This window comes from Bradyrhizobium embrapense (genome assembly GCF_001189235.2).
GTDB lineage: Bacteria > Pseudomonadota > Alphaproteobacteria > Rhizobiales > Xanthobacteraceae > Bradyrhizobium > Bradyrhizobium embrapense.
The window spans coordinates 391,513-416,288 of sequence record NZ_LFIP02000005.1 but is presented as its reverse complement, the minus strand read 5'-3'; the positions used below and the strand labels follow the sequence as shown (position 1 = coordinate 416,288).

The 24,776-nt window shown below is 64.9% G+C and carries 23 protein-coding genes; 4 read left to right on the top strand and 19 right to left on the bottom strand.

Translation table 11 applies throughout. The annotated features are described in order from the left end of the window. Positions 1 to 17 precede the first annotated feature (17 nt). Positions 18 to 944: an ornithine carbamoyltransferase gene (argF, locus tag AKN83_RS24525; RefSeq protein WP_050403111.1), complete on the bottom strand. Its 927-nt coding sequence runs from the start codon at positions 942 to 944 to the stop codon at positions 18 to 20. Further along, on the bottom strand, positions 944 to 2,149 hold the full coding sequence (locus AKN83_RS24520; protein WP_050403110.1) for an aspartate aminotransferase family protein: 1,206 nt from the start codon (positions 2,147 to 2,149) through the stop codon (positions 944 to 946). The genes argF and AKN83_RS24520 overlap by 1 nt, the downstream gene beginning before the upstream one ends. 495 nt (positions 2,150 to 2,644) lie before the next feature. Between AKN83_RS24520 and AKN83_RS24515 the strand changes: the two genes are divergently transcribed. Beyond that, positions 2,645 to 3,157 (top strand): GcrA family cell cycle regulator, encoded by a 513-nt coding sequence (locus AKN83_RS24515; RefSeq protein ID WP_021076557.1) that lies wholly within the window; start codon positions 2,645 to 2,647, stop codon positions 3,155 to 3,157. A 140-nt stretch (positions 3,158 to 3,297) separates the two neighbouring features. Here the strand turns inward: AKN83_RS24515 and phoB are convergent, their stop codons facing one another. From phoB to AKN83_RS24450, 13 genes are all read right to left on the bottom strand, one after another. Beyond that, positions 3,298 to 4,008 carry a phosphate regulon transcriptional regulator PhoB gene (phoB, locus tag AKN83_RS24510; protein ID WP_016844067.1) on the bottom strand — a complete coding sequence of 237 codons (711 nt, stop codon included), beginning with the start codon at positions 4,006 to 4,008 and terminating at the stop codon, positions 3,298 to 3,300. Positions 4,009 to 4,139: 131 nt separating this feature from the next. Beyond that, on the bottom strand, positions 4,140 to 4,856 hold the full coding sequence (gene phoU / locus AKN83_RS24505) for a phosphate signaling complex protein PhoU (protein ID WP_050403109.1): 717 nt from the start codon (positions 4,854 to 4,856) through the stop codon (positions 4,140 to 4,142). A gap of 11 nt (positions 4,857 to 4,867) precedes the next feature. Further along, positions 4,868 to 5,686, bottom strand: coding sequence for a phosphate ABC transporter ATP-binding protein PstB (pstB, locus tag AKN83_RS24500; protein ID WP_050403108.1), 819 nt, complete (start codon positions 5,684 to 5,686; stop codon positions 4,868 to 4,870). After that, positions 5,683 to 6,528, bottom strand: coding sequence for a phosphate ABC transporter permease PstA (pstA, locus tag AKN83_RS24495; protein ID WP_050403107.1), 846 nt, complete (start codon positions 6,526 to 6,528; stop codon positions 5,683 to 5,685). Before pstA ends, pstB begins: the two co-directional genes overlap by 4 nt. Before the next feature lie 4 nt (positions 6,529 to 6,532). After that, positions 6,533 to 7,522, bottom strand: coding sequence for a phosphate ABC transporter permease subunit PstC (pstC, locus tag AKN83_RS24490; RefSeq protein WP_050403106.1), 990 nt, complete (start codon positions 7,520 to 7,522; stop codon positions 6,533 to 6,535). Positions 7,523 to 7,743: 221 nt separating this feature from the next. Further along, a complete protein-coding gene (gene pstS, locus AKN83_RS24485) occupies positions 7,744 to 8,754 on the bottom strand; it encodes a phosphate ABC transporter substrate-binding protein PstS (protein WP_050403105.1) in 1,011 nt (336 codons plus the stop codon). A 136-nt stretch (positions 8,755 to 8,890) separates the two neighbouring features. Next, positions 8,891 to 10,204: an ATP-binding protein gene (locus AKN83_RS24480; RefSeq protein ID WP_063695500.1), complete on the bottom strand. Its 1,314-nt coding sequence runs from the start codon at positions 10,202 to 10,204 to the stop codon at positions 8,891 to 8,893. A gap of 84 nt (positions 10,205 to 10,288) precedes the next feature. Continuing rightward, positions 10,289 to 11,344: a putative bifunctional lysylphosphatidylglycerol flippase/synthetase gene (locus tag AKN83_RS24475; protein WP_050403104.1), complete on the bottom strand. Its 1,056-nt coding sequence runs from the start codon at positions 11,342 to 11,344 to the stop codon at positions 10,289 to 10,291. A 353-nt stretch (positions 11,345 to 11,697) separates the two neighbouring features. Then, entirely contained in the window at positions 11,698 to 11,925 is a 228-nt protein-coding gene (locus tag AKN83_RS24470) for a SelT/SelW/SelH family protein (protein ID WP_050403103.1), read from the bottom strand. Between the two features lie 16 nt (positions 11,926 to 11,941). Continuing rightward, positions 11,942 to 12,850, bottom strand: a complete 909-nt coding sequence (locus AKN83_RS24465) for a haloalkane dehalogenase (RefSeq protein ID WP_050403102.1) — start codon at positions 12,848 to 12,850, stop codon at positions 11,942 to 11,944. Beyond that, positions 12,847 to 13,437 (bottom strand): TetR/AcrR family transcriptional regulator, encoded by a 591-nt coding sequence (locus tag AKN83_RS24460; RefSeq protein WP_050403101.1) that lies wholly within the window; start codon positions 13,435 to 13,437, stop codon positions 12,847 to 12,849. The genes AKN83_RS24465 and AKN83_RS24460 overlap by 4 nt, the downstream gene beginning before the upstream one ends. A gap of 108 nt (positions 13,438 to 13,545) precedes the next feature. Then, entirely contained in the window at positions 13,546 to 13,842 is a 297-nt protein-coding gene (locus tag AKN83_RS24455; RefSeq protein ID WP_050403100.1) for a hypothetical protein, read from the bottom strand. A 2-nt stretch (positions 13,843 to 13,844) separates the two neighbouring features. Continuing rightward, positions 13,845 to 15,239, bottom strand: a complete 1,395-nt coding sequence (locus AKN83_RS24450) for an OmpA family protein (protein WP_050403099.1) — start codon at positions 15,237 to 15,239, stop codon at positions 13,845 to 13,847. Positions 15,240 to 15,408: 169 nt separating this feature from the next. Here AKN83_RS24450 and AKN83_RS24445 point away from each other — a divergent pair, with 169 nt between their 5' ends. After that, entirely contained in the window at positions 15,409 to 16,467 is a 1,059-nt protein-coding gene (locus AKN83_RS24445) for a polysaccharide deacetylase family protein (RefSeq protein WP_050403098.1), read from the top strand. A 247-nt stretch (positions 16,468 to 16,714) separates the two neighbouring features. Beyond that, complete coding sequence (locus tag AKN83_RS24440) at positions 16,715 to 17,515, top strand: SDR family oxidoreductase (protein WP_050403133.1); 801 nt, start codon at positions 16,715 to 16,717, stop codon at positions 17,513 to 17,515. Between the two features lie 249 nt (positions 17,516 to 17,764). On the opposite strand, the gene boxB is transcribed toward AKN83_RS24440, so the two are convergent. From boxB to AKN83_RS24420, 4 genes are all read right to left on the bottom strand, one after another. After that, entirely contained in the window at positions 17,765 to 19,216 is a 1,452-nt protein-coding gene (gene boxB / locus AKN83_RS24435; protein ID WP_050403097.1) for a benzoyl-CoA 2,3-epoxidase subunit BoxB, read from the bottom strand. Between the two features lie 12 nt (positions 19,217 to 19,228). Further along, positions 19,229 to 20,917: a 2,3-epoxybenzoyl-CoA dihydrolase gene (gene boxC / locus AKN83_RS24430; RefSeq protein WP_050403096.1), complete on the bottom strand. Its 1,689-nt coding sequence runs from the start codon at positions 20,915 to 20,917 to the stop codon at positions 19,229 to 19,231. Positions 20,918 to 21,081: 164 nt separating this feature from the next. Then, complete coding sequence (locus AKN83_RS24425) at positions 21,082 to 21,888, bottom strand: alpha/beta fold hydrolase (RefSeq protein ID WP_050403095.1); 807 nt, start codon at positions 21,886 to 21,888, stop codon at positions 21,082 to 21,084. 291 nt (positions 21,889 to 22,179) lie between these two features. After that, a complete protein-coding gene (locus AKN83_RS24420) occupies positions 22,180 to 23,721 on the bottom strand; it encodes a benzoate-CoA ligase family protein (protein ID WP_050403094.1) in 1,542 nt (513 codons plus the stop codon). 140 nt (positions 23,722 to 23,861) lie between these two features. Here AKN83_RS24420 and AKN83_RS24415 point away from each other — a divergent pair, with 140 nt between their 5' ends. Further along, the gene (locus tag AKN83_RS24415) at positions 23,862 to 24,770 is read left to right on the top strand and encodes a helix-turn-helix transcriptional regulator (RefSeq protein ID WP_050403093.1); all 909 of its coding nucleotides are present in this window, start codon (positions 23,862 to 23,864) and stop codon (positions 24,768 to 24,770) included. Positions 24,771 to 24,776 lie beyond the last annotated feature (6 nt).

The window sequence follows — 24,776 nt, the reverse complement described above, 5'->3', positions numbered from 1 at the left end:
CATCTACTGATCTACGACTACGCGACCGCGTCGAAACACCAGGCCAGAATGCCCTTCTGCGCATGCAGGCGGTTTTCCGCTTCGTCGAACACCACCGATTGCGGACCGTCGATCACCTCGTCGGTGACCTCCTCGCCGCGATGCGCGGGCAGGCAGTGCATGAACAGTGCGTCCGGCTTGGCGAGCGACATCAGCTTGGCATTGACCTGATAGGGCTTCAGCACGTTGTGGCGGTGCTCGCCCTCCTTGTCGCCCATCGACACCCAGGTGTCGGTGACGACGCAGTCGGCGCCGCGCACGGCGGCTTCCGGATCGGTGCCGAGCACGATCGGCGCGCCGGTGGCCTTGATCCAGTCCCGCATCGGCTTCTTCGGCGAGAGCTCGGGCGGCGTCGCAATGTTGAGATTGAACTTGAAGCGCTCGGCGGCGTGCGCCCAGGAGGCCAGCACGTTGTTGTCGTCACCGGTCCAGGCCACCGTCTTGCCCTGAATCGAGCCGCGCTTTTCCTCATACGTCATGAGGTCGGCCATCACCTGGCAGGGATGCGAGCGCCGGGTCAGGCCGTTGATGACGGGCACCGTTGCGTGGGCGGCGAGTTCGAGCAGCGCGTCATGATTGAGGATGCGGATCATGATCGCATCGACATAGCGCGACAACACGCGCGCGGTGTCGGCGATGGTCTCGCCGCGGCCGAGCTGCATCTCCGCGCCGGTCAGCATGATCGATTCACCGCCGAGCTGGCGCATGCCGACGTCGAACGACACCCTGGTGCGGGTCGACGGGCGCTCGAAGATCATCGCCAGCGTCTTGCCTTCGAGCGGCTTCCTGGGCTTCTCATGCGCCTTCAGCTTCGCCTTCATGGCGGCGCCGGCTTCGAGCATGTTGCGCAGCTCGGCGAGCGGCAGCTCGTTGATGTCGAGGAAGTGACGGACCGGCTTGCTCATTATCCAGCCGCCTTCTTCGGCTGCGTCGCCGACAATGTCGCGCAGGCGCGCTCGAGCGAGACGATCGACTGGTCGATCTCGGCCTCGGTCACGATCAGAGGCGCGAGGAACCGCACCACGTTGTCCCCGGCGCCGACGGTGAGCAGCTTCTCGTTGCGCAGCGCGGCGATCAGATCGCCCGAGGGCACCACGGCCTTGACGCCGATCAACAGGCCCTCGCCGCGCACCTCCGACAGCACGCCGGGATAGCGGTCGACGACCGACGCGAGTTTCTGCTTGAGCAGCAGCGACATCTTCTGCACGTGCTCGAAGAAGCCGGGCTTGAGCATAACGTCGAGCACGGCATTGGCGGCGGCGACTGCGAGCGGATTGCCGCCGAAGGTTGAGCCGTGCGAGCCCGGCGCCATGCCGGCCGCGGCCTGCGCGGTCGCCAGCACCGCGCCGATCGGGAAGCCGCCGCCGAGCGCCTTCGCCAGCGACATCACGTCCGGCGTGACGCCGGTGCGCTTGTAGGCGAACAGCTCGCCGGTGCGGCCCATGCCGGTCTGCACCTCGTCGAATGCGAGCAGCAGGCCGTGCTCGTCGCACAGGGCGCGCAGCGCCTTGAAGAAGGCCTGCGGCGCCGAGCGCACGCCGCCCTCGCCCTGCACCGGCTCGATCAGGATGCCGGCGGTGTTCGGGCCGATCGCCTTCTTCACCGCCTCGATGTCGCCGTGCGGCACCTGGTCGAAGCCGTCCATCGGCGGGCCGAAACCTTCGAGGTATTTCGCCGAGCCGGTCGCAGCCAGCGTACCCAGCGTGCGGCCATGGAAGGCGCCTTCGAAGGTAATGATGCGGTAGCGCTCGGGATGGCCCTTGGAGAAGTGGTAGTGGCGGACCAGCTTGATCACGCCCTCCATCGCTTCCGCGCCGGAATTGCAGAAAAACACAAAGTCGGCAAAGCTCTGCTCGCACAGCCGCGCGGCGAGCACTTCGCCGTCCGGGCTCTTGAACAGGTTCGACATGTGCCAGAGCCTGGTCGCCTGCTCCTGCAGCGCCTTGACCAGATGCGGATGCGCATGTCCGAGCGCGTTCACCGCGACACCCGAGGTGAAGTCGAGATAGCGGTCGCCGCTGGTTGCGATCAGCCAGGCGCCCTCACCGCGCTCGAAGCCGAGATCGACCCTGGCGAAGACGGGGAGCAGATGCGACGAGGCGTTGGTCATGGCGTTCACTGCCGGTTTGAAACCGTCAATTGCTGCGCGGCTTGACGCCAGCGCAGCAACCGCCAGCTTCGGAAAACAAAACGGCCGCCTTTGCGGGCGGCACGTGCACATCATTCTATGCTGCGGCCGGTCAGTGTCAATCGCCAGGAGCCGGCCCCTGCCGGCGTTCCTGCGATGCGAAACCAGCGCAATCCGGAGCATTCCGGTGCGGTGGAAAAGCCTCACGGCAATGCTTAACTGTGTGGGAACATGTGGACGCACGGCCGCGGACTCTTGCGCCAGAGTCACGCCATATTGTAGCGTTTGACCTGTCGGGTACGACATCTCGTGCGGCAGTACTGGACCCTCTAAGTAGCCTTCGTTCTCGCGTAAACGTTCGGGCGCAACACCGTGCCCGGCGAGGGCTAAGGGATTCTGGCCGCAGGGATATTTGTCCAGATTGGCTCGCAGCGCCGCTCCGTTGATTGGCCGGCGCCATGCGAAAGGAAGAATGCGATGACGGTATTGACCTGGTCCGACGATCGCGTCGAGCAGCTGAAGAAGCTCTGGGAATCCGGCCTCTCGGCCAGCCAGATCGCGGCGGAACTTGGCAATGTGACGCGAAACGCCGTGATCGGCAAAGTGCATCGGCTCGGCCTCTCCGGCCGCGCCAAGGCCCCTTCCACGGCCGCGCCGCGGCAGCGCAAGGCCCGCCCCGCCCAGCACATGATGCGGGTGGCGCGCCCGGTCTCGCGCGGCAACACCGCGCTCGCGCACGCTTTCGAGGTCGAGATGGAGCCGGATCCGATCTCCTTCGACAATGTGGTGCCGATGAGCCAGCGGCTGTCGCTGCTCGAGCTCAACGAGGCCACCTGCCACTGGCCAGTCGGCGATCCCTCGAGCCCGGAATTCTTCTTCTGCGGCGGCAAGGCGCTCGCCGGCCTGCCCTATTGCGCGCATCACTCGCGCGTCGCCTACCAGCCCGCCGCCGATCGCCGCCGGCCCTCGGCGAAGCCACAGATCAAGTAAGCACTCGGGAAACTGCCTGGACTGCAAAAACAAATCCCCGCGCAAGCGGGGATTTTTTTGTGGCTCGTAGCCCGGCTACTTCACCGGCGTTGTCCCGGCCAAAGCCGGAACGACATTGTGCTTGCGATTGCTGCACTGCCTTACGGCTGCGGCTCGGCCTTTGCAAAGCGATCGTCGAGCGCGTAGCCGGCGCCGCGCACGGTGCGGATCGGATCCTGCTCGCGGCCGGGATTGAGCAGCTTGCGCAGGCGGCCGATATGCACGTCGACGGTACGTTCATCGATATAGATGTCGCGGCCCCAGACGCTGTCGAGCAGCTGCTCGCGGCTGAACACGCGGCCGGGATGCTCGAGGAAGAATTCGAGCAGCCGATACTCGGTCGGCCCGAGATCGATCGGACGGCCCGAGCGCGCCACGCGGCGCTTCTCGCGATCGAGCTCGATGTCGCCATAGGTCAGCACGGTCGCAAGCCGCTCCGGACTCGCACGGCGCAGCAAGCCCTTCACCCGTGCCAGCAATTCCGGCACCGAGAACGGCTTGACGATGTAGTCGTCGGCGCCGGTGGCAAGCCCGCGCACGCGCTCACTCTCCTCGCCGCGCGCGGTCAGCATGATGATCGGAAGCTGCTTGGTCTCGGGCCGCGCACGCAGGCGACGGCACAGCTCGATGCCGGACAGGCCCGGAAGCATCCAGTCCAGCACCACGAGGTCGGGAACGCGCTCCTTCAGGCGGGTGTCGGCATCGTCGCCGCGCCCCACCGTTTCGACATCGTAGCCTTCCGCATCGAGGTTGTAGCGCAACAGTGTCGTCAGCGCTTCCTCGTCTTCGACTACCAGAATGCGTGCGCTCATCGGTTTAAGTTCTCTCTCTGTGGTGATCCGTTGCCCAGACGCAAACCGAAACGCTTACTTTCCTGAGCATAACCCCTGCGGAAAACGGCTTGTCGTGAAGACAATCCGGCTCCGCGCCCGCGGATCATGTCCTAGGTACCCGGCACAGTGGTGGCAAAGTTGGTCATGTCGCCCTTCGGACGCTTGTCGGTGATCTGCTGGCCTTCGATCATGTAGAACACGGTCTCGGCGATATTGGTGGCGTGATCGCCGATCCGCTCGATGTTCTTGGCGCAGAACATCAGATGGATGCAGAACGAGATGTTGCGCGGATCCTCCATCATGTAGGTCAAGAGCTCGCGGAACAGCGAGGTGCAGATCGCGTCGACCTCCTCGTCGCCCTTCCAGACGTTCATCGCCGCCGGCAGATCGTGCGCGGCATAGGCGTCGAGCACCGACTTGACCTGCGACAGCACGAGGTCGGTCATGTGCTCCAGGCCGCGGATCAGCTTCAGCGGCTGGAAATCGCTCTCCAGCGCCGCGACGCGCTTGCCCATGTTCTTGGCGAGGTCGCCGATCCGCTCGAGATCGGTGGCGACGCGCATCGCGCTGACGATCTCGCGCAGGTCGATCGCCATCGGCTGGCGGCGGGCGATCGTCAGCACCGCGCGCTCTTCGATGACACGCTGCAGATTGTCGATCTCGATGTCCGCGGCGACCACGCGCTTGCCGAGCGCGACGTCGCGACGGATCAGCGCGTCGACCGACTCGGTAATCATCCGCTCGACGAGCCCGCCCATCTCGGCGACCAGGCGGGTCAATTCCTGCAGGTCGCTGTCGAATGCCTTGGCGGTATGTTCAGAAGCCATCGTCATTCTCCTCAGCCGAACCGGCCGGTGATGTAGTCCTGGGTGCGTCGATCGCTCGGCGAGGTGAAGATCTTGTTGGTGTCGTCGAACTCGATCAGCTCGCCGAGATACATGAAGGCGGTCTTGTCGGAGACGCGCGCCGCCTGCTGCATGTTGTGGGTGACGATCGCGATCGTGTAGTCCTCGGAGAGCTCCTGGATCAGTTCCTCGACCTTGGCGGTCGAGATCGGATCGAGCGCAGAGCACGGCTCGTCGAACAGGATCACCTCGGGACGCACCGCCACGGTGCGCGCGATGCACAGCCGCTGCTGCTGGCCGCCAGAAAGCGACAGGCCGGAAGCGTTCAGCTTGTCCTTGACCTCGTTCCACAGCGCACCGCCGCGCAGCGCCTTCTCGACCCGGTCGTCCATCTCGGACTTCGAGATCTTCTCGTAGAGGCGGATGCCGAAGGCGATGTTCTCGTAGATCGTCATCGGGAACGGCGTCGGCTTCTGGAACACCATGCCGACGCGCGCGCGCAGCAGATTGAGGTCGAGCTTGGGATCAAGAATGTTGGTCTGGTCCAGCATCAGCTGGCCGACAGCGCGCTGGCCCGGATAGAGATCATACATCCGGTTGAAGATGCGCAGCAGGGTCGACTTGCCGCAGCCCGACGGGCCGATGAACGCCGTGACGCGGTTGGTGCCGAGCGTCAGGTTGATGTTCTTCAGCGCGTGGTGCTCGCCGTAATAGAAGTTGAGGTTGCGCACCGTGACTTTCGGCGGCGCTTCCGGCAGCGGCACCTGCGGAACGTGGCTCGCGGCGGTCGTGGAGACGGAAAGCTCGGTCATTTTGCGGCCCTTTCGGCACCAAGGATACGCGCGCCGATATTCAGCGCGAGCACGGTGAAGGTGATGAGCAGCGCACCGCTCCACGCCAGCTCTTTCCAGTAGGCGTAGGGGCTCTGCACGAAGTTGTTGATGGTCACCGGCAGGTTGGCCATCGTCTTGGTCAAGTCCCAGCTGAAGAACTGGTTCGACAGCGCGGTGAACAGCAGCGGCGCGGTCTCGCCCGCGACGCGGGCGGTCGCCAGCAGCACGCCGGTGATCAACCCGCTGCGCGCAGCACGATAAGCGATCCGCTTGATCACCAGCGAACGCGGCAGGCCGAGCGCGGAGGCCGCCTCGCGCAGCGGGTTGGGCACCAGCAGCAGCATGTCCTCGGTGGTGCGCACCACGACCGGGATCACGATCACTGCGAGCGCAAGCGCACCCGCGATCGCCGAGAAGCCGCGCATCGGCACCACCACCGCGCCATAGATGAACAGGCCGATGATGATCGACGGCGCACTGAGCAGGATGTCGTTGATGAAGCGGATCACCGAGGTGAGCTTGTCGTGCTTGCCGTACTCGGCAAGGTAGGTGCCGGCGAACAGGCCGAGCGGCGCGCCGATGCCGACGCCGATCACCGTCATGATCACGGAGCCGACGATGGCATTGAGCAGGCCGCCATCGGTCGAGCCCGGCGGCGGCGTATTCTGGGTGAACAGTTGCACGCTGAGGCCTGCGATGCCGTTGTAGAGCAGCGTGATCAGGATCAGCGCCAGCCAGGTGACGCCGAACAACGCCGCGCCGACGCAGAGCGTGCGAACGACGATGTCGCTGCGGCGGCGGGATTTGTAGATCGGGTTCATGGCGTTACTTCCCCGCCTTCTTTTCAAGCCGCATCAGCATCAGCCGCGCGCCGGCGAGCACGAAGAAGGTCAGCACGAACAGCAAGAGGCCGAGCAGGATCAGGCCGGACTGGTGCAGGCCGTCGCTCTCGGCGAATTCGCTGGCGATCGCCGCCGAGATCGTGGTGCCCGGCGCGAAGATCGACGACGAGATGCGGAACGAGTTGCCGATGATGAAGGTCACCGCCATGGTCTCGCCGAGCGCGCGGCCGAGCGCCAGCATGATGCCGCCGATCACGCCGACCCGGGTGTAGGGGATCACGACGCTGCGGACGACTTCCCAAGTGGTGCAGCCCATGCCGTAGGCGGCTTCTTTCAGCACCGGCGGCACGGTCTTGAACACGTCGACCGAGATCGCGGTGATGAAGGGCAGCACCATGATGGCCAGGATCAGCGCGGCGTTGAACAGGCTGAGATAGGACGGCGGGCCGGCAAACACCGCGCCGAGCACCGGGACGCCCTCGAATATCCGGATCATGAAGGGCTGGAACGTGTTGGCCAGGAACGGGCCCAGCACGAAGAAGCCCCACATGCCGTAGATGATCGAGGGGATGCCGGCGAGCAGCTCGATGGCGATGCCGATCGGACGGCGCAGCACTTGCGGGCAGAGCTCGGTTAGGAACACGGCGATGCCGATGCCGACCGGAATGGCGATCAGCATCGCGATGACGGAGGTGATCAGCGTGCCGTAGATCGGGCCGAGCGCACCGAGCACCGGCGGATCGGCCGAGGGCGCCCAGCGCTGTGTCCAGAGGAAAGCGAAGCCGTATTCCTTCATCGCCGGCCAGGCGCCCGCGATCAGCGACAGAATGATGCCGCCGAGGATCAACAGGACCGAAATCGCCGAGATACGGGTGATCCAATAGAAGGTGAGATCACCGAGCTTGAAGGCGCTGAGGGCCTTGGCGCGATCATAAGGTCCGGCGGCTTCCATCACATCGCTCTGAACAGCCATGTCTGCCACGCCAATTCCCTCATTACTATGTGAAAGCCACGCAAACCGCTACGCCCCGAAGCGATCTTCACTGACGCATTGGGCCGGGCGTCGTTCCGGTTACGCCTCCCGAGGCGCGGCCCGCCCCGCGTTTCTTGCCGCGGTGATGGAGCCAGGATCCCAAATCGCTCAACCTGTGCCGCCCTCGAGAGGCGGCACAGGCGTGGTTCGAAGCGCCAGACTTAGCTCTTGATGTCCGCGGCCCAGGTCTTCTCGATCAGCTTGACGACCGATTCCGGCATCGGGATGTAGTCGAGCTCTTCGGCGGCCTTGCCACCCTTCTCGAAGGCGTACTTGAAGAACTTGAGCGCTTCCTGCGAGGCCGCCTTGTCGGTCGAGTCCTTGTGCATCAGGATGAAGGTCGCCGCGGTGATCGGCCAGGAGGCTTCGCCCGGCTGGTCGGTCAGGATCACGTAGTAGCCGGGAGCCTTGGACCAGTCGGCGTTCGACGCCGCAGCCTGGAAGGCGGCGATGGTCGGCTGCACGGTCTTGCCGGCCTTGTTGACCAGCGCGGTGTAGGTCAGCTTGTTCTGCTTGGCATAGGCGTATTCGACATAGCCGATCGCGTTCTTGGTCTGGCTGATGTTGCCGGCAACGCCTTCGTTGCCCTTGGCGCCGACGCCGACCGGCCACTCGACCGCGGTGCCGGAACCGACCTTGGACTTCCAGTCGGCGTTTGTCTTGGACAGGTAGTCGGTGAAGTTGAAGGTGGTGCCCGAACCATCCGAACGGCGCACGACGGTGATCGCGTCGGCCGGCAGGGTCAGCTTCGGATTGAGCTTGGCGATCGCCGCGTCATTCCACTTGGTGATCTTGCCGAGGTAGATGTCGCCGAGCACTTCGCCCGAAAGCACGAGATCGCCGGGCTTGATGCCTTCGACGTTCACGACCGGAACGATCGCGCCCATCACCATCGGCCACTGGACGAGGCCGTCCTTCTCGAGCTGCTCGGGCTTGAGCGGCGCGTCGGTCGCGCCGAAGGTCACGGTCTTGGCCTGGATCTGCTTGATGCCGGCGCCGGAACCGATCGACTGATAGTTCAGGCCATTGCCGGTGTCCTTCTTGTAGGCGTCAGCCCACTTCGAATAGATCGGGAACGGAAACGTTGCGCCTGCGCCGGTGATATCGGCAGCGAAGGCTGACGTCGAAGCGGCCACCATGCCGGCAACGACGATTGCTTTGATGAAATTCATGGGGTGGTCTCCATCTTGTGAGCGAAGCGCCAATTGCGCCCGATCGCGCCCACGCCGGTCCGTCTAGGAGCGGTCGGTGCTGCTTTTACGAAGGTTGGATGACAGTTGGATGACAATGCTAAGCAGCTGGAAACGCTTAGCTTTGGGTCGGCAGCGGGGTCTTCGGCCGGGGAAAACAGGCGGTAAAAGTCGCGCCATTCTTCGGCACGCTCTCGATCAGAAGACGCCCGCGATGACGGTTAAGAATATGTTTCACCAGCGATAATCCGAGGCCGGTTCCGCCTTGGTTACGGCTGTCGCCGACGTCCACCCGGTAGAACCGCTCGGTCAGCCGCGGCAGGTGCTCCGGGGCGATGCCGGGGCCGAAATCCCGTACCATGACCCGGATTTCGGGGCTCCCCTCGCCCGATGCGCCCGAAACGGCCTGATTGAGCGACACTATGACGCGGCCGCCCGAGGCGCCGTATTTGAGCGCGTTCTCGATCAGGTTCTCGAACAGGCGGAGCAGTTCCTCGCGGTCGCCGGCGATCGTGACCGGGCCCTGTGGCAGGTCGACATCGATCTCGACCTGACGCTCGCTGGCCAGCGCCTCGAGCCCGTCGGCCACCTGGCGGATGATCGGCACGATATCGATCGAGGCCTCGGGCCGCACATGGGCCGACAGTTCGACCCGCGACAGCGACAGCAGGTCGTCGATCAGCCGCGCCATACGGGTGGCCTGCGTGTGCATGATGCCGAGGAAGCGCTCGCGCGCCCGCGCGTCCTCGCGCGCCGGCCCCTGCAGCGTGTCGATGAAACCGGACAATGCGGCGAGCGGCGTGCGCAGTTCGTGGCTGGCATTGGCGACGAAGTCGGCGCGCATTTCCTCGACCCGGCGCAGCGGCGTCAGGTCGTGGAAGGTCATCAGCATGCATTTCTCGGTGCCGCCGAACTGGGTCGGCACCGGCACCGGCGTGATCACCAGTTCCATCCAGCGATCGATCGGAACGTGGTCGGAGTAGGTGGCGCGGCGCGGCTCGGTGGTCGCGATCGCCTCGCGCAATGCGGTGATAATCTCCGGCGAACGCAGGGCAAATTGCGCCAATTCGTTCTTGCGCAGCGCCGGCGCAAGCTGGGCCGCGGCGCTGTTGAGATGGATGACGCGTCCGGCACGGTCGAGCAGCACGGCCGGGTCCGGCATGCCGGCGACGACGGCGCTGACGGCGCTAGCCTCGACCGGATTGCCGTGGCGGACATCCTCGCGCGAGGTGCCGGCATCATGCAGCCGCCATGGCACCAGCGCCGCGGCCGCAATGCAGACGAACACCGCGCAGGCGCGCACCAGCGACAACTCGCCGAGCGCGACCACGACGCTCAGCGCCAGCGCGGCAGCGAGCAGGATCAGCGCAGAATGGCGCAAGCGGTCGGGCCAGGGCGAGAAGATCGATTGCGGCGTATCGTCAATTGCCATTGCGGCGGCTTTCTTCCCGTTTGTTCATGTCTCGCCCGGGCACGGTCACGTCGACCTTCCCTCGGGAGGCATCGGGCCGCGTCATCAGACGCCGGAGTCACCGCGCTTGCGGACCAGAACCGCCTCGTGGTGCGGCTCGGCGCGGGGACCCGAATCAGTCTGCGGCAGCCGTTTGAGTCGGGCGCCGACAATAACCTCCCGAAACGTCAGCAAGATTACAGATATGACGAATGGCGCAATATAGTAGAGCAGCCGGAATAGCAGCATACCGCCGAGCAGGTCCTCGCGGTCCATCTGCCAGAGGCCGACCAGCATGGCGGCGTCGAACACCCCGAGCCCGCCGGGGGAGTGGCTGGCGAAGCCGAGCAGGGTCGCCGACACGAAGATGACCGCGACCACGACGAAGCCGAGATTGGGCTCGTCTGGCACCAGCACGTACATCGCCAGCGCGCAGAAGCCGAGGTCGACGATGCCGATCGCGATCTGCAGCAGCGTCAGCGGGCCGCCGGGAAGGGTCACCGTCCAGGGACCGCGGCCGACCACCCGCGGCTGCGTCCAGACCCAGACCACATAGGCGACCAACGCGATGATGATGCCGCACGCCAGGGTGCGGTTGAGCCAGGGCGGCAGCTGGTCGATGTTGGCTGCGGCTTCCGGATGATAGGCGATGCCGAGCCCGAGCACGGCGGCATTGCCGAGCCAGAAGGTCAGGCCGGCGAGAAAGCAGATCTTGGCGACGTCGATCGCGTTCAACCCCCAGGCCGAATAGATCCGGTAGCGCACCGCGCCGCCGGTGAAGACGCTGGCCCCGACATTGTGGCCGATCGAATAGGAGGTGAAGGCCGCGAGCGCATTGACGCGATAGGGCACGTGGGCGTGACCGATCGCGCGCACCGCGAACAGATCGTAGAAGGTCAGCGTGAAGTAGCCGGCTGCGACGAACAGTCCCGCCAGCGCGATTTGTCGCGGCTCGGTGCTCTTGATGGCCTCGAGCACCTCATTGGTGTCTATGCCGCGCAGCATGTGATAGAGGACGTAGCAGGCGATGCCGATGACGGCGATGCTGATCACAACACCGAGCCGATGCAGGATTTGCTTCTGGCGCAGAAACGCCATCGCCCTGCGTATTGCTTCCAGCATCTAGACCTCGAATTGCGATCCCGCGACGACGGCTCCCGGGCGAACTCCGCCGGCGCTTCGCTGTGCCCCGCCCCCTGTAGCGCGTTTTAAGCCGGAGTGGAATTCGTCAAACGACGATAAAACGCGCATCTTCAAGATATTAGGGATGATTCATGACAGCGGGTGCACAAATATGCGCGTTTCCCGCCACCTTCGACAAGACTTGACATCGACGTACGGCAGTTAGCCCGCCCAACGCTGAGCAAGGCCATCCGGGAAACTACGGGAGCGGGAGCGGCGCGGCGGCGCCCACGCAACAAAAATCGCCGCCGCAATGGTCATGCGACGGCGATCAAGCAGGCCTGCGTCAATTTTTACGCCCGCGCCGTAGTCACCGCGGTGACGATTTCGGCGGCATCGGGGAAATGTCCCTTCACGCGCTTGGCGATCACTTTGCCGCCAAGCCTGACCTCGAAGATGCCGCCCTTGCCGGGCACCAGCTCCGCATCGAGGCCAAGGCGTTCGCGCAGCAGCGCGGCGGCTTCCCTGGCGCGCTTCTCGTAGCCGCAGGGACGGCAACAGGTGATCGAGAGGTCGGTCATGGCGTGCGCTCCCCACTCATGCTGCGAGATGCTGGGCGTTCGCAGCCTCGATGCCGGCGATCCAGCCAGCCACCGAGCGGCCGATCGCCTCCGGATGGTCTTCCTGCAGATAGTGCGCGCCGGCGCCGAGCTGAATGACCGCGCAATGCTGCAACTTGGCCGCGAAATCGGCGGCGAAGCCCGGTGACACCAATGCCCCCGGCGAACCCGCGAACAGCAGCTTCGGATAGGTCGATGCCGCGAGCGCCGCGTGCGCCGTGGTGAGCGCCTGATCGACATCGGCAGGCTCGCCCGCGATCGGCAGCTCGCGCGGCAGCATCAGGGTCGGCTTGCGGCTCTCGCGCGCTGGAAACGGCGCACGGTAAGCTTCCATCTCTTCTTCGCTGAGCTTTCGCAGGATCGAGCCGGGCAGCACGCGTTCGACGAACGCATTGTTGTCGAGGATCATCGTCTCGCCCACTCCCGGCGTGCGGAATTTCCGGAACGTGTCCCGTGCGGCCTCGTGCTGGTGAAAGTCCGACCAATCCCGCATCGGGCGGATGAACTCCATGAACGCGAGCCCGCGCACCAATTGCGGACGGCGCGCAGCGAGATGGAACGCGAGCGCCGTGCCCCAATCCTGCGCGACGAGATACGCCGAGCTGATGCTGAGCTCGTCGATCAGCGCATCGAGATAGTCCGCATGGTCGAAGAAGCGGTAGGCGATGTCGGGCTTGCCGGACAGACCGTAGCCGATCAGGTCGGGCGCGATGCAGTGTCCGACCGGCGCGACCAGCGGCATGATGTTGCGCCAGATATAGGACGACGTCGGATTGCCGTGCAGGAACAGCACGTGCGGCGCGTTGCTGCGCCCGATCTCGCGATAGGCCATCGTGGTCCCGAGCACGGCGCGATGATGCAGGCTGATGTCGGCAGAAGTGGTCATGGCAACTCCTTGAACACGGTTTGGAAGGCGATCGTCTTGAAACGCTCGAGCGCGTCGGCGCTGCGCTCGACCTTCATGCGCAGCATCGCGCCCTGCCAGGATGCGAGCAGGAAATCGGCAAGCGCATCGGGATCGAAGTCGGACGCGATCTCGCGCTTGGCCTGGGCCTCGCTGATGCAGGCGGCGAACGGCACGCGCCATTCCCGGAAGATGTCGTCGAGCTGCGCGCGCAGCATCTCGCTCGAGCCCGACGCCTCGAGGCTGAAATCGCCGATCAGGCAGCCGCGGGTGAAGCCGTCATACGCGAGCTTGCCGGTGATGAGATCGAGATAGCGCCGGAGCCTGTCGCGCGGCGTCAGGGTCGTGTCGCCGAGTGCTTCCGCAACGAGCCCGCGCACGTAGTGGAAGTAACGGTCGAGCACTTCCGACGCGAACAGCTCCTTCGAGCGGAAGTGGTTGGTGAACGAGCCCTGCGGCGCGCCAGCGGCGGCGGTGACGTCGCGCACGCTCGTGCCGTGATAGCCGGTCCGGAACATTGCCTTCAGGCCGGCGTCGAGGATGGCATCGCGGAGAGAGGGCTTTGGCATGCATCCAGTCTAATACGTACGTACGTATTGATGTCAAGCTATAAAATGAACCCGGCTCGCCGAGCGCTTGGCGAGGTCGCTCAGGCCTGCTGGATTAAGGATTTGGGGTCAGTTCGCCGGCCTGCTGCGCGAAACCACCCAGTCGCGCAGCCAGGAGCCGATCGCGCAGCCGACCAGATAGAGCGCGAACATGATCAGGAACAGGTCGAGCCAGTAGCCGAAGCGGCCGGGCACGACCCGCGCAACCGACGCCGCGACGATGGCGGCGGCAAGCAGCGCGAGCCAGCGCATCCACACCTTCGAGACGCCCTGCGCCCGATGCACCACCGCAATCCAGCCCATGCCGAAGCCGAGCAGCGCGGCGCCAAGCAGCCAACCCCAGAAGAATGTCGCGAGCACGATCATCGCTACTTCACCACGAATTCGATGCGGCGATTCTGCGCCTTGCCGTCTTCACTCTCGTTGCCGGCAAGCGGCTGCGTGCTGCCATAGCCGATCGGCGTGAAGCGGTTGGCAGGCAGTCCGGCGCGCACCAGGTAATCGACCACGGCCTGCGCGCGGCGCTCCGACAAGGCCTGATTGGCCGCCTCCTCGCCGTCGCTATCGGTATGGCCGGCGACTTCGATCGTCGCGTTGGGACAGCGCAACGCGGTCTCGACCAGGCGGTCGAGCAGACCGGCGGAATCGGGCACGATATCGGCCTTGCCGGATTCGAAGCGGATCTTGCCCTTGGAGAGGATCTCGGAAAACAGCTGCTGGCACACCGTGGGATCGACCGGCGCCGCCGCCGGCTTGACGGTGACCTCGGCCTTGTATTGCCAGCCCTGCGGAAAATCCTTGCCGAGCCCGTCGCGGATCTGGCCGGCCGCAGCGTCATACAGCGCATCGCCCGACAGCTTCACCTCGCGGTCCGACACCACGAGCGTGCCGGTCGACAGCCGCGACAGCGCACCGAGCGCCGGCACCACCGCCGCCGCAAAGCCGGACGGCGCGCCGAGGCTGGCCTTGAGATTGTCGACGACCTTTTCGCTGAAGAACTTGCGGCCGGCAGCAGCGACCAGCGCGGCATGCACGTTGTTGTCGGGCACGTAGCCGGTCAGCGTCAGCGTCACCGCGACGGGATCCTTGTAGGCTTGGAATATGTAAGGCGGCGCCTTGATGTCGTTGGCGGCGATCGAATAGCCTTCCGGCAGGTTCTTCAGCGCCGCCGCGATCGCTTCACGTCCACCGAGCTCGCGCGCCATGCCGGCAAGCGCGACCTTGTTGTCGGTCAGCGTGATCTTGCCTTCCTTCAGCTTGCCGATCTGGTCGAGCAGCAGCAGCGCCGCCGGGTCGAACCGCGACGGCGCGCCGCGCGCGAGAGCCATCTGATCCACCACCTCGACGCCGCCGAGACTGACCTTCGCGGCCTCGGTCAGCTTGCTCTTGCTCGACGGCAGGGGCGCATTGCCGCCGAGCGTCACCCGCACCACGTCGCGTTCGGCGGACCACACATAGGGCTTGGCCTCGGGAACGAGGCGGGTTTCGTCATTGACCAGCCGGACGCCCGGCACGGCCTCGACCGACGCCACCGCGCTGAGGCGGCCGTCCTCGGAAAAGGCATTGGCCGCAAAGGTCACATCGCGGCCATCGACGCTGATGCGGCGCTTGTCGAGCACGGTGTCCTTGAGTGCGGCATTGGAACGCGCAGCAAGGTCCGCCTCGACCGTTGCCGTTGAGGTCCAGGCCGCGATAGCCCACAGGATGACCAGTGGAATCACGCCCGGCCACCACTTGCTACTCCACTTGAAAAGTCCGTGCATTCAGCGTCCTGCGGGGTCGGGAAGCAGAGAGAAAACAAACCCTTGGCCGGCTGTCAAACCCCAAATCAAGAGCCATGGCGACGGCGCCATATTGGATCGGGATAACAGTTTCTTCAGTGGTCTTTCGCTAAGTTTGTGGCGGAATGCAAATCGGCCGGCCCGTGCCCTCATGAAACAACTCCGCAACACCGTGATCCGTGCCGGGATGGAGGCGTTGTATTTCTCGGGTGCGCATATCCTGCTGCGGCCGATCTTCGCCGGCGTCGGCGCCATCTTCATGCTGCACCACGTCCGCCCGCGCCGCGCCGACGCGTTCCAGCCCAACCATCATCTTGAGGTCACGCCGGACTTCCTGCGCGCGATGCTGACGCATCTGCGCGCGCTCGACGTCGACGTCGTCAGCATGGACGAGGCGCATCGCCGCCTCAGCGAACGGAATTTCGCGCGGCGCTTCGCCTGCTTCACCTGTGACGACGGCTACCGCGACAACCGCGATTACGCGCTGCCTGTGATGCGCGAGTTCGGCGCGCCGTTCACGGTCTTTGTCGCGAGCGATTTCGCCGAGGGCTGCGGTAAATTATGGTGGATCGCGCTGGAGCGGATCATCGCGGCAGCATCGGCGATCGAGGCGCCGATCGGCGGCGTCATGACGCAGATCGACACCGCGACGCCGCAAGCCAAGCGCGTAGCCTTCGGCCGCATGCACGACTGGCTACGTTCACTCCCGGGCGAGAAGGAGATGCAGGCCGAGATATCGGCGCTGTGCGTCCGCCACGGTGTCGACGAGGCCGGCATCGCGCGCGAGCTCTGCATGTCGTGGGACGAGTTGCGCGGCTTTGCCGACGATCCCTTGGTCACCATCGGCGCTCACACCATCACCCATTGCAATCTCGCCAAGCAGAGCGAGACGATCGCATCGTTCGAGCTCGCCACCAGCCGGGCGCGGATCGAGGACGCGCTGCAGCGTCCGGCGCTGCATCTCGCCTATCCCTATGGCGATCGGATCGCCGCCGGGCCGCGCGAATTCGCGCTCGCAAAGTCGATCGGCTTTCGGACCGCGGTGACGACGCGGCCGGGCATGCTGTTTCCCGAAAGCGCCGACCATCTGACCGCGTTGCAGCGGGTCTCGCTGAACGGCAATTACCAGGACGCGCGGCTCTTGCCGGTGCTGACATCCGGTGCCGCCACCGCGGTGTGGAACGGCTTTCGCCGCATCGACGCGGCGTAATACGCGCGCAGGAGATTCCGCTTCAGAATTTCAGTCTTCTCCTTCCCCCTGAAAGGGGGAAGGTCGCGATGGGGGTCAGCCACAAGCGACGATGTCTGGGGAGAGAGCCGATCCCCGCTTGCTCTGCGAGCAAAGCTACCTCCCCTTTTCAAGGGGAGGTAGCAGGCGCTCCGGTTACGCCCCCTCCCTCTCCTTGACTCGATCCCCGGCCGCGCCCAGAACCACAGGCAACGCAATGGAGGAACGCATGTTCAAGGATCTGTTCTCACTGAAAGGCCGCGTCGCACTGGTGACCGGGGGATCGCGCGGCATCGGCAAGATGATCGCAGCCGGCTTCCTGGCGCAAGGCGCCGCGAGGGTCTACATCACCGCGCGCAAGGCAGGTCCCTGCGAGGCCACCGCCCAGGAGCTCACCGCCGCCTATGACGGCGAATGCATCGCGCTGCCGATCGACATCTCGACCGTCGAGGGCTGCGACAAGCTCGCGAGCGAGATCATCAAGCGCGAGCCGAAGCTCGACATCCTGGTCAACAATGCCGGCGCGGCCTGGGGTGCGGACTTCGACGAATTCCCGGAGAGCGGCTGGGACAAGGTGATGAACCTCAACGTCAAGTCGATCTTCTTCCTGACCAAGGCGCTGGCCAAGCCGCTGCGCGCCGCAGCCTCCCCTGACAAGCCCGGCAAGGTGATCAACATCGCCTCGATCGACGGCATCTTCGTCAACCCGATGGAGACCTATTCCTACGCCGCGAGCAAGGCCGCGGTGATCCATCTGACGCGACGGATGGCGACCCGCCTGATCAAGGACAACATCAACGTCACCGCGATCGCGCCCGGCGCCTTCGCATCTGACATGAACCGCGCCGCGCGCGACCAGGCCGAAGCAGTGGCGAAACGCATTCCGGCGAAGCGCATCGGCACCGACGAGGATATGGCGGGCACCGCGATCTATCTTGCCTCGCGCGCCGGCGACTACGTCGTGGGCAACACCATCGCAGTCGATGGCGGCGTGGTCTACGCGACGGCGGGACTGGAGATCGCTGGGTAAGTACGGTATCGCGACAGTCGACCCTAGACGCCGTTCTAACGCCGTCATGCCCCTGCTAGACCGGGGCATCCAATACGCCGCGGCTCCTCAATCCTGCTCTGCTGCCTGGAATACTGGATCACCCGCTTTCGCCTTTCGCGGGTGATGACGGAATGAGCGCACGACGCAAAAAGAAAAGGGGCAAGCCAGGACCTTCTCGGCTTACCCCTTTTCGGCCCCTCCCGGAGGAGAGGAACTGCTAGATGGCGATCAGCTCTCGATTCTCACATATTCGAAATCGCCGGGTTTATTGTCGATGCCGACCTTGGGCGCCGAGATCCAGGAGGCGAACTCGCCGGGTTCGGTCACCGGCTTCATCAGCGAGGCAATGAAGTCGCCGTCCGCGGCCGAGGGCAGCCAGTCGTTCTTGCGCCTGGCCCAGGTGGCGTCGTCGATCAATAGACCGTCGGGCGTCGCATGGATGTCCTTGAACTCGCCGATCTGGCGGTGGAAGGCGGTGTGCGGCACCGCGAGCTTGTAGTCGATGCCGGCGGTGGAGATCACCTTGTTCCAGCGCAGCATGCCCTTGACGCAATCCTGCGTGTAGTCGTCGCGCAGCCGCATATTGAGCGCGGTCAGCGCCGGCTCGTCGACCAGCTTGATCTGGCCGTCCACCATCTTCATGACCGGATAGGTCGAGCTCTTGAGCTGGTGGTCGTCCTCGATCGTGGTTTCCTTGTAGCGGCCCTTGATGCCGGCGTTGAAGGCATTCGCCGCATTGGTCGACACTTCGGAGCCGAACAAATCGAGCGACAGCGAATAGTGCAGGTTCAGCTTCTTCTGGATGGTCGGCAGATCGATGACGCCGAGCGCGCGGACCCTGGCGATGTCGTTCGGATCGGTGATGCCGGCTTCCTTCATCGCATCGCAGGTGCGCTGCACGACGCGGGTGATGCCGGTCTCGCCGACGAACATGTGATGAGCTTCCTCGGTCAGCATGAAGCGGCAGGTGCGCGACAGCGGATCGAAGCCCGACTGCGCCAGCGAGTGCAGCTGCATCTTGCCGTCGCGGTCGGTGAAGTAGGTGAACATGAAGAACGACAGCCAGTCCGGCGTCGCCTCGTTGAAGGCGCCGAGCATGCGCGGCGAATCCGCATCGCCCGAACGGCGGCGCAACAAATCGTCGGCCTCCTCGCGGCCGTCGCGGCCGAAATATTTCTGCAAGAGGTAGACCATCGCCCAGAGATGGCGGCCTTCCTCGACATTGACCTGGAACAGATTGCGCATGTCGTAGAGCGAGGGCGCGGTCTTGCCGAGATGGCGCTGCTGCTCGACCGAGGCGGGCTCGGTGTCGCCCTGGATCACGATCAGGCGGCGCAGCATGGCGCGATGCTCGCCGGGGACTTCCTGCCAGGCCGGCTTGCCGTAGTCCTCGCCGAACGGGATGACGCGGTTCTCTTCCTGCGGTGCCAGCAAAATGCCCCAGCGATATTCGGGCATGCGTACATAGTCGAACTTGGCCCAGCCGCGCGGATCGACCGAATAAGCGGTGCGCAGATAGACCAGCGATTCCTGGAAGCCGTCCGGCCCCATGTCCTTCCACCAGTCCATGTAGCCGGGATGCCAGCCTTCCAGCGCCTTCAGCACCTGGCGGTCCTCGGCGAGATTCACATTGTTCGGAATCTTGGTCGAGTAATCGACGTTCATGATATTCATGTTCATGGCCGTGCTCCCTTAAACTCGCGTCATGTCGAATTGCGCCTTCTGGCCGGTGCCGTAGCGGCGCAGCGCGCCGTCCTCGCCGACCGCGTTCGGCCGCTGGAAGATCCAGTTCTGCCACGCGGTGAGGCGCGAGAAGATCTTGGATTCCATCGTCTCCGGACCGACGAAGCGCAGATTGGCTTCCATGCCGGTGAGCCCGTCGGGCGAGAACGAGGTGCGTTCCTCGAAGAACACGCGGACCTCGTCGTCCCAGTCGATGTCGTCGAGCGCGAAGGTGACGAGGCCGAGTTCCTCGGCCTCCTCAGCATCGAGCGCTTTGCCGATCGCGCCCTGCGCGCGCTCCAGATCCGACGGGTCGGCCTGGAAACGCGATTGCAGCCGGGTCAGGCCATGGCTCATCGGATAGGGGCCGAAGTTCATCGCAGTCAGCTCGATCGCCGGCGGCGGGCGGTTGTCGCCCTGCTTCTGGCCGATCAGCATGTAGGAGCGGTCGGCGGCGAACACGAGCTCGGCCAGGGTGCCGACGAAGCAGGAGCCGGGTTCGACCAGCGTCACCAGCGTGCGCGAGGTGACGTCGATGCGCTTGAGCACGCGCTTCCAGTAATGCCTGACCTCGTTGACCAGCCAGTGCGCCTTGTTGGCTTCCAGGAACGCGTCATAGGACACGACATTGGCACGGTCGCCGTGGCTCTTGAACACCAGCATCGCGATCTCGAGCTCGTTGATGCGCAGATGCAGGATCGCATCGTCGAGCTCGCGGGCGACCTGCAGCGGCCAGAACGCAGCCCCCTGTCCAATCATGCCGTCGATGTCGGCCGGTGCTGTGGTTTCCGGCGCCTTGATCGAGATGGTGGCGATGCGCGCGGCGCGATCGATATCGACACTGACGAAGCCGTAGCGGATCGCACTATCATCGATGGTGCGCTGAAGCGGCGTCAGCGTGATGCCACGGCCCTCGCCGTTGCGCTTCGACTTCGCGGCGAATTCCTTGACGCGCTCGGCGAGCTTGCCCTCGAGCTTGGAGTTCGGTGCGATCTCGTCGACCAGCCGCCACTGCACCGCGCGCTTGCCCTTGATGCCCTCCTCGATGGTGCAGAAGAAGTCGGCGTGGTCGCGGCGCACCTTGCGCTTGTCGACCACACGCGTGAGGCCGCCGGTGCCCGGCAGCACCGCAAGCAGCGGCACTTCCGGCAGCGCGACGGCGGCGGCGCCATCATCGGCCATCATGATGTGGTCGGTCGCGAGCGCCAGCTCATAGCCGCCGCCGGCCGCGGTGCCGTTGACGACGGTGATGAAGCTCTGGCCGGAGTTCTCGCTGGAATCCTCCAGGCCGTTGCGGGTCTCGTTGGTGAACTTGCAGAAGTTGACCTTGTGGGCATGGGTCGAGCCCGCCAGCATGCGAATGTTGGCGCCGGCGCAGAACACGCGGTTCTTGCCCGAGCGCATCACCACGACCTTGACCTCGGGATGCTCGAAGCGCAGCCGCTGCACGGCATCCGCAAGCTCGATGTCGACGCCGAGGTCGTAGGAGTTCAGCTTGAGCTGATAGCCCTCGAACAGGCCGGCGTTCTCGTCGACGTCCATGGTCAGCGTCGCGACGTCGCCGGCGACGTCGAGCTTCCAGTGCCGGTAGCGCGACGGTTCGGTCTGGAAGTCGATGTACTTCGCCCCGCCCGCAAGGACGCGATCGTCACCAGCCATAGGCCACCCTTATCTGTTGTTCGTTAGAAGGTTCGTCGTCGAGGTCCTTATGCACAATAATGCATGTTTTTGACTTCGTCTAGTTCGAAACGCAAAAACATGCATTTTGTTTCATGTTCGCGAAATCGCTCGCTGGGCCAATGGCCTGGCGCCGGCATCAAAGGTCAGGCCGCCAGAGCAGGGTCGTCGCGCAGCGCCGCCTTGGCGAATTCGGTGACCGCGTCCAGTGTCACGGCGGGCGCCTCGCGATGCGGCGAGTGGCCGGCGCCTGGGATGGCCGCGACATCGACCGGGCAGTAGCACTCCTCCTGCGCGATCTCGACCTGGCGCATGGTGCCGTATTGATCGTCCGCGCCCTGCACGATCAGCACCGGCACGCGGATGTAGGCGAGATAGTCGGAGATATCCCAGTCGCGGAATGCCGGATCGAGCCAGGCGTCGTTCCAACCATAGAAGGCGTTGTCGACATCCTTGTGCCAGCGCGCGAGCTTCTCTTTCAGGTTGGTGGTCTCATATGCTGTCTTGATCTCGGCGATCGACTTCACCGAAATGTCCTCGACAATGAAGTGCGGCGCGAGCAGCGCGAGACCGTGCAGGCGATGATCCTGATGCGCGCCGGCATAGATCGCCGCGATCGACGCGCCGTCGGAGTGGCCGACCAAGAGGCCGCGGCGGAAGCCGATCTGATCCAGAACCTTCGGCAGCACGTCGAGCGCTTCGCGATGCATGTAGTCGACCGGACGCGGCAGCTTCGCCGGTGACGAGGCGCCGTAGCCTGCGCGCGAATAGGCGAACACGCCGGCGCCGGTCGCCGCCTGCAGCTTCTCGGGGAAATCGCCCCACAGGCCGACGCAGCCGAGGCCTTCGTGCAGCATCACGAGGGTGGGTGCTGACTCGGGCGACGGGCCGATCATGCGATATTCGAGTTCGGCGCCGTCGATGCTGAGGAAGCCTGTGGGGGAAAGGGTCATATGAAACTCCATTCTCTCAACATGCGAGCGACGCAACAACGGCTCTCTCATTCCCTCCCCCCTTGCGGGGGAGGGGCAGGGAGAGGGGTGCCGCTTGCTCCGCTATGCGACGTTGGGCGGCAACAGCGCTGCACTGTCCGATGGCGTTGCGAGAGTTGCTGATGAGGCAGCGCTTGATCTCAGGCGTCAGCGCGCGGGGCTCACCCCTCTCCCCAACCCTCCCCCGCAAGGGGGGAGGGAGCCCGCTCAGAGTGCTCACCTCACGGAAACTCCTGCCGCTCACCGGACGCCTCAGTGCTTCGCGCCTTCACCGTCCCGCAACTTGAACCGCTGGATCTTCCCCGTCGCGGTCTTCGGCAGATTGTCGACCACATCGATCCAGCGCGGATATTTCCACGGCCCGATCTTCTGCTTGACGTGTTCCTTCAGTGCCTCGTGCAGGCCGGTGGCCGAGCTCTCGGGCCGCAGCACCACATAGGCCTTCGGCTTGAGCAAGCCTTCCGGATCGGCCTCCGGCACAACGGCGGCTTCCAGCACCGCGGGATGGGTGATCAGGGCGCTCTCGACCTCGAATGGCGAGACCCAGATGCCGGAGACCTTGAACATGTCGTCGGCGCGGCCGCAGAAGGTGTAACGGCCGTCGGCATCGCGCGTGTACTTGTCGCCGGTGCGGGTCCACGCGCCCTCGAAGGTGGCGCGGCTCTTGGCGCGCTGGTTCCAGTAGCTCTCGCCGGCCGAGGGCGCATCCACCAAGAGTTCGCCGACCTCGCCATCCGCAACGTCGGCCCCGAGTTCGTTGACCAGCCGCACCTTGTAGCCGGGCACCGGACGCCCCGAGGAACCGTATTTGATGTCGCCGGGCGCGTTGGACAGGAAGATGTGCAACAGCTCGGTCGAGCCGACGCCGTCGAGGATGTCGACGCCGAACCGCGCGCGCCAGGCATTGCCGACTGATTCCGGCAGCGCCTCACCGGCCGAAGTGCAGACGCGCAGGCGATTGCCGCCGGACTGCGCCTTGGTTGCCTCGTCGTTCAGCATTGCTGCGAACAGGGTCGGCACGCCGAAGAAGATGCTGGGATGATATTTGTTCAGCAGCGCGAACATCACCGCCGGCGTCGGACGCTCCGAGTTCAGGATCGTGGAGGCGCCGACCGACATCGGGAAGGTCAGCGCATTGCCGAGCCCATAGGCGAAGAACAGTTTTGCGGCGGACAAGCCGACATCATCCTCGCGGATGCCGAGCACCTGTTTCGCATAGGTCTCCGCGGTCGCGGCCAGATTGGAATGCAGATGGCGCACGCCCTTCGGCATGCCGGTCGAGCCCGACGAATAGAGCCAGAACGCCGGCTCGTCGGCGTGCGTCGGTGCGGTCGCGAATACGTCGCTCTCGCGCGCGATCTCGTCAGACAGCTTCTTGTGGCCGTGCGCATCCTTGCCGGAGACCACGACGTGCTCGAGCTCGGGCATGCGCGCGATGACGTCCTTCACGACGGGCAGCAGCGCTTCGGAGACGAACAGCACGCGGGCACGACAGTCGCCGAGGATGTAGGCGTACTGCTCCGCGGTCAGCAGCGTGTTGAGCGGCACCGGCACCACGCCGGCGCGGATCGCACCCAGGAACACGATCGGAAAATCGACCGTATCCAGCATGATCATCGCGACCCGCTCCTCGCGGCGGACGCCGAGCCGGCGCAGCATGTTGCCGACCCGGCGGGTCTGCTGCTGCAACTGGCCGTAGGTGATTTGCGACACCGTGTCGTCGAACACGACCTTGTCGCCGCGGCCCTCATCGACATTGCGGTCGAGCAGCCAGGAGACTGCGTTGTAGGTCATGACCCGCTCCTCGGACCCAGACGCGCCACGCTTCCCTCTCCTGTGAATTTAAGAATTATAATTCATACAAAGCCATCAGCTCGGCTTGCTGTCAATCCTTATCGGCACTATGTTTCCGAAAACTCGCGTCGCATGGGACCATGACCGCAGCCAACGATCCGGAAGCCGACTTCCTCGAACAGCTCGGCCAGCGCGTGCGCACCATGCGCGCGCTGCGCGGCATATCGCGCAAGGTGCTGGCCAAGGTCTCCGGCATTTCCGAACGCTACATCGCCCAGCTCGAAAGCGGCAAAGGCAATGTCTCGATCGTGCTGCTGCGCCGTGTCGCAGGCGCGATGGGCGCGCATCTCGAGGACCTGATCCCCTCGAGCGAGCCGGTTCCGGACTGGGCCGTGATCCGCGATCTGCTGCGCAAGGCTTCGCCGAACCAGATCGCGCAGGCCAAGGACATGCTCGCCGGCAGCAGCCCGCTGGCGCCGCGCCGCGCCTCGTTCTCCGGCATCGCGCTGATCGGCCTGCGCGGCGCCGGCAAGACCACGCTCGGCCGGATGCTGGCGAAGAAGATCGGCTGGAGCTTTGTCGAGCTCAACAAGGAGATCGAAGCCCAGAACGGCCTGTCGGTCGCCGAAATCATCGCGCTGTACGGCCAGGAAGGCTTTCGCCGCATGGAGCAGGCCGCGCTGACGCAGCTGCTCGCGCGCAAGGAATTGATGGTGCTGGCGACCGGCGGCGGCATCGTCTCGGAGGCGCTGACCTTCGACCTGATCCTGTCGTCGTTCTACACGATCTGGCTGAAGGCCGAGCCGGAAGAGCACATGGCCCGCGTCCGCCGCCAGGGCGATCTGCGCCCGATGGCCGACGACCGCTCGGCGATGGCCGAACTGCGCAACATCCTGGTCAGCCGCGAACCGCTGTATGCGCGTGCCTCGGCGGTGGTCGACACCGCCGGACTCTCGGTCGATGCCGCTGCCACGCGGCTGATCGATTCGGTCCGGCCAGTGCTGCAGAACGAAGCGCGCAGCTTCGGGCTGCGCAGCGTGGCGCTGTAGGACGCG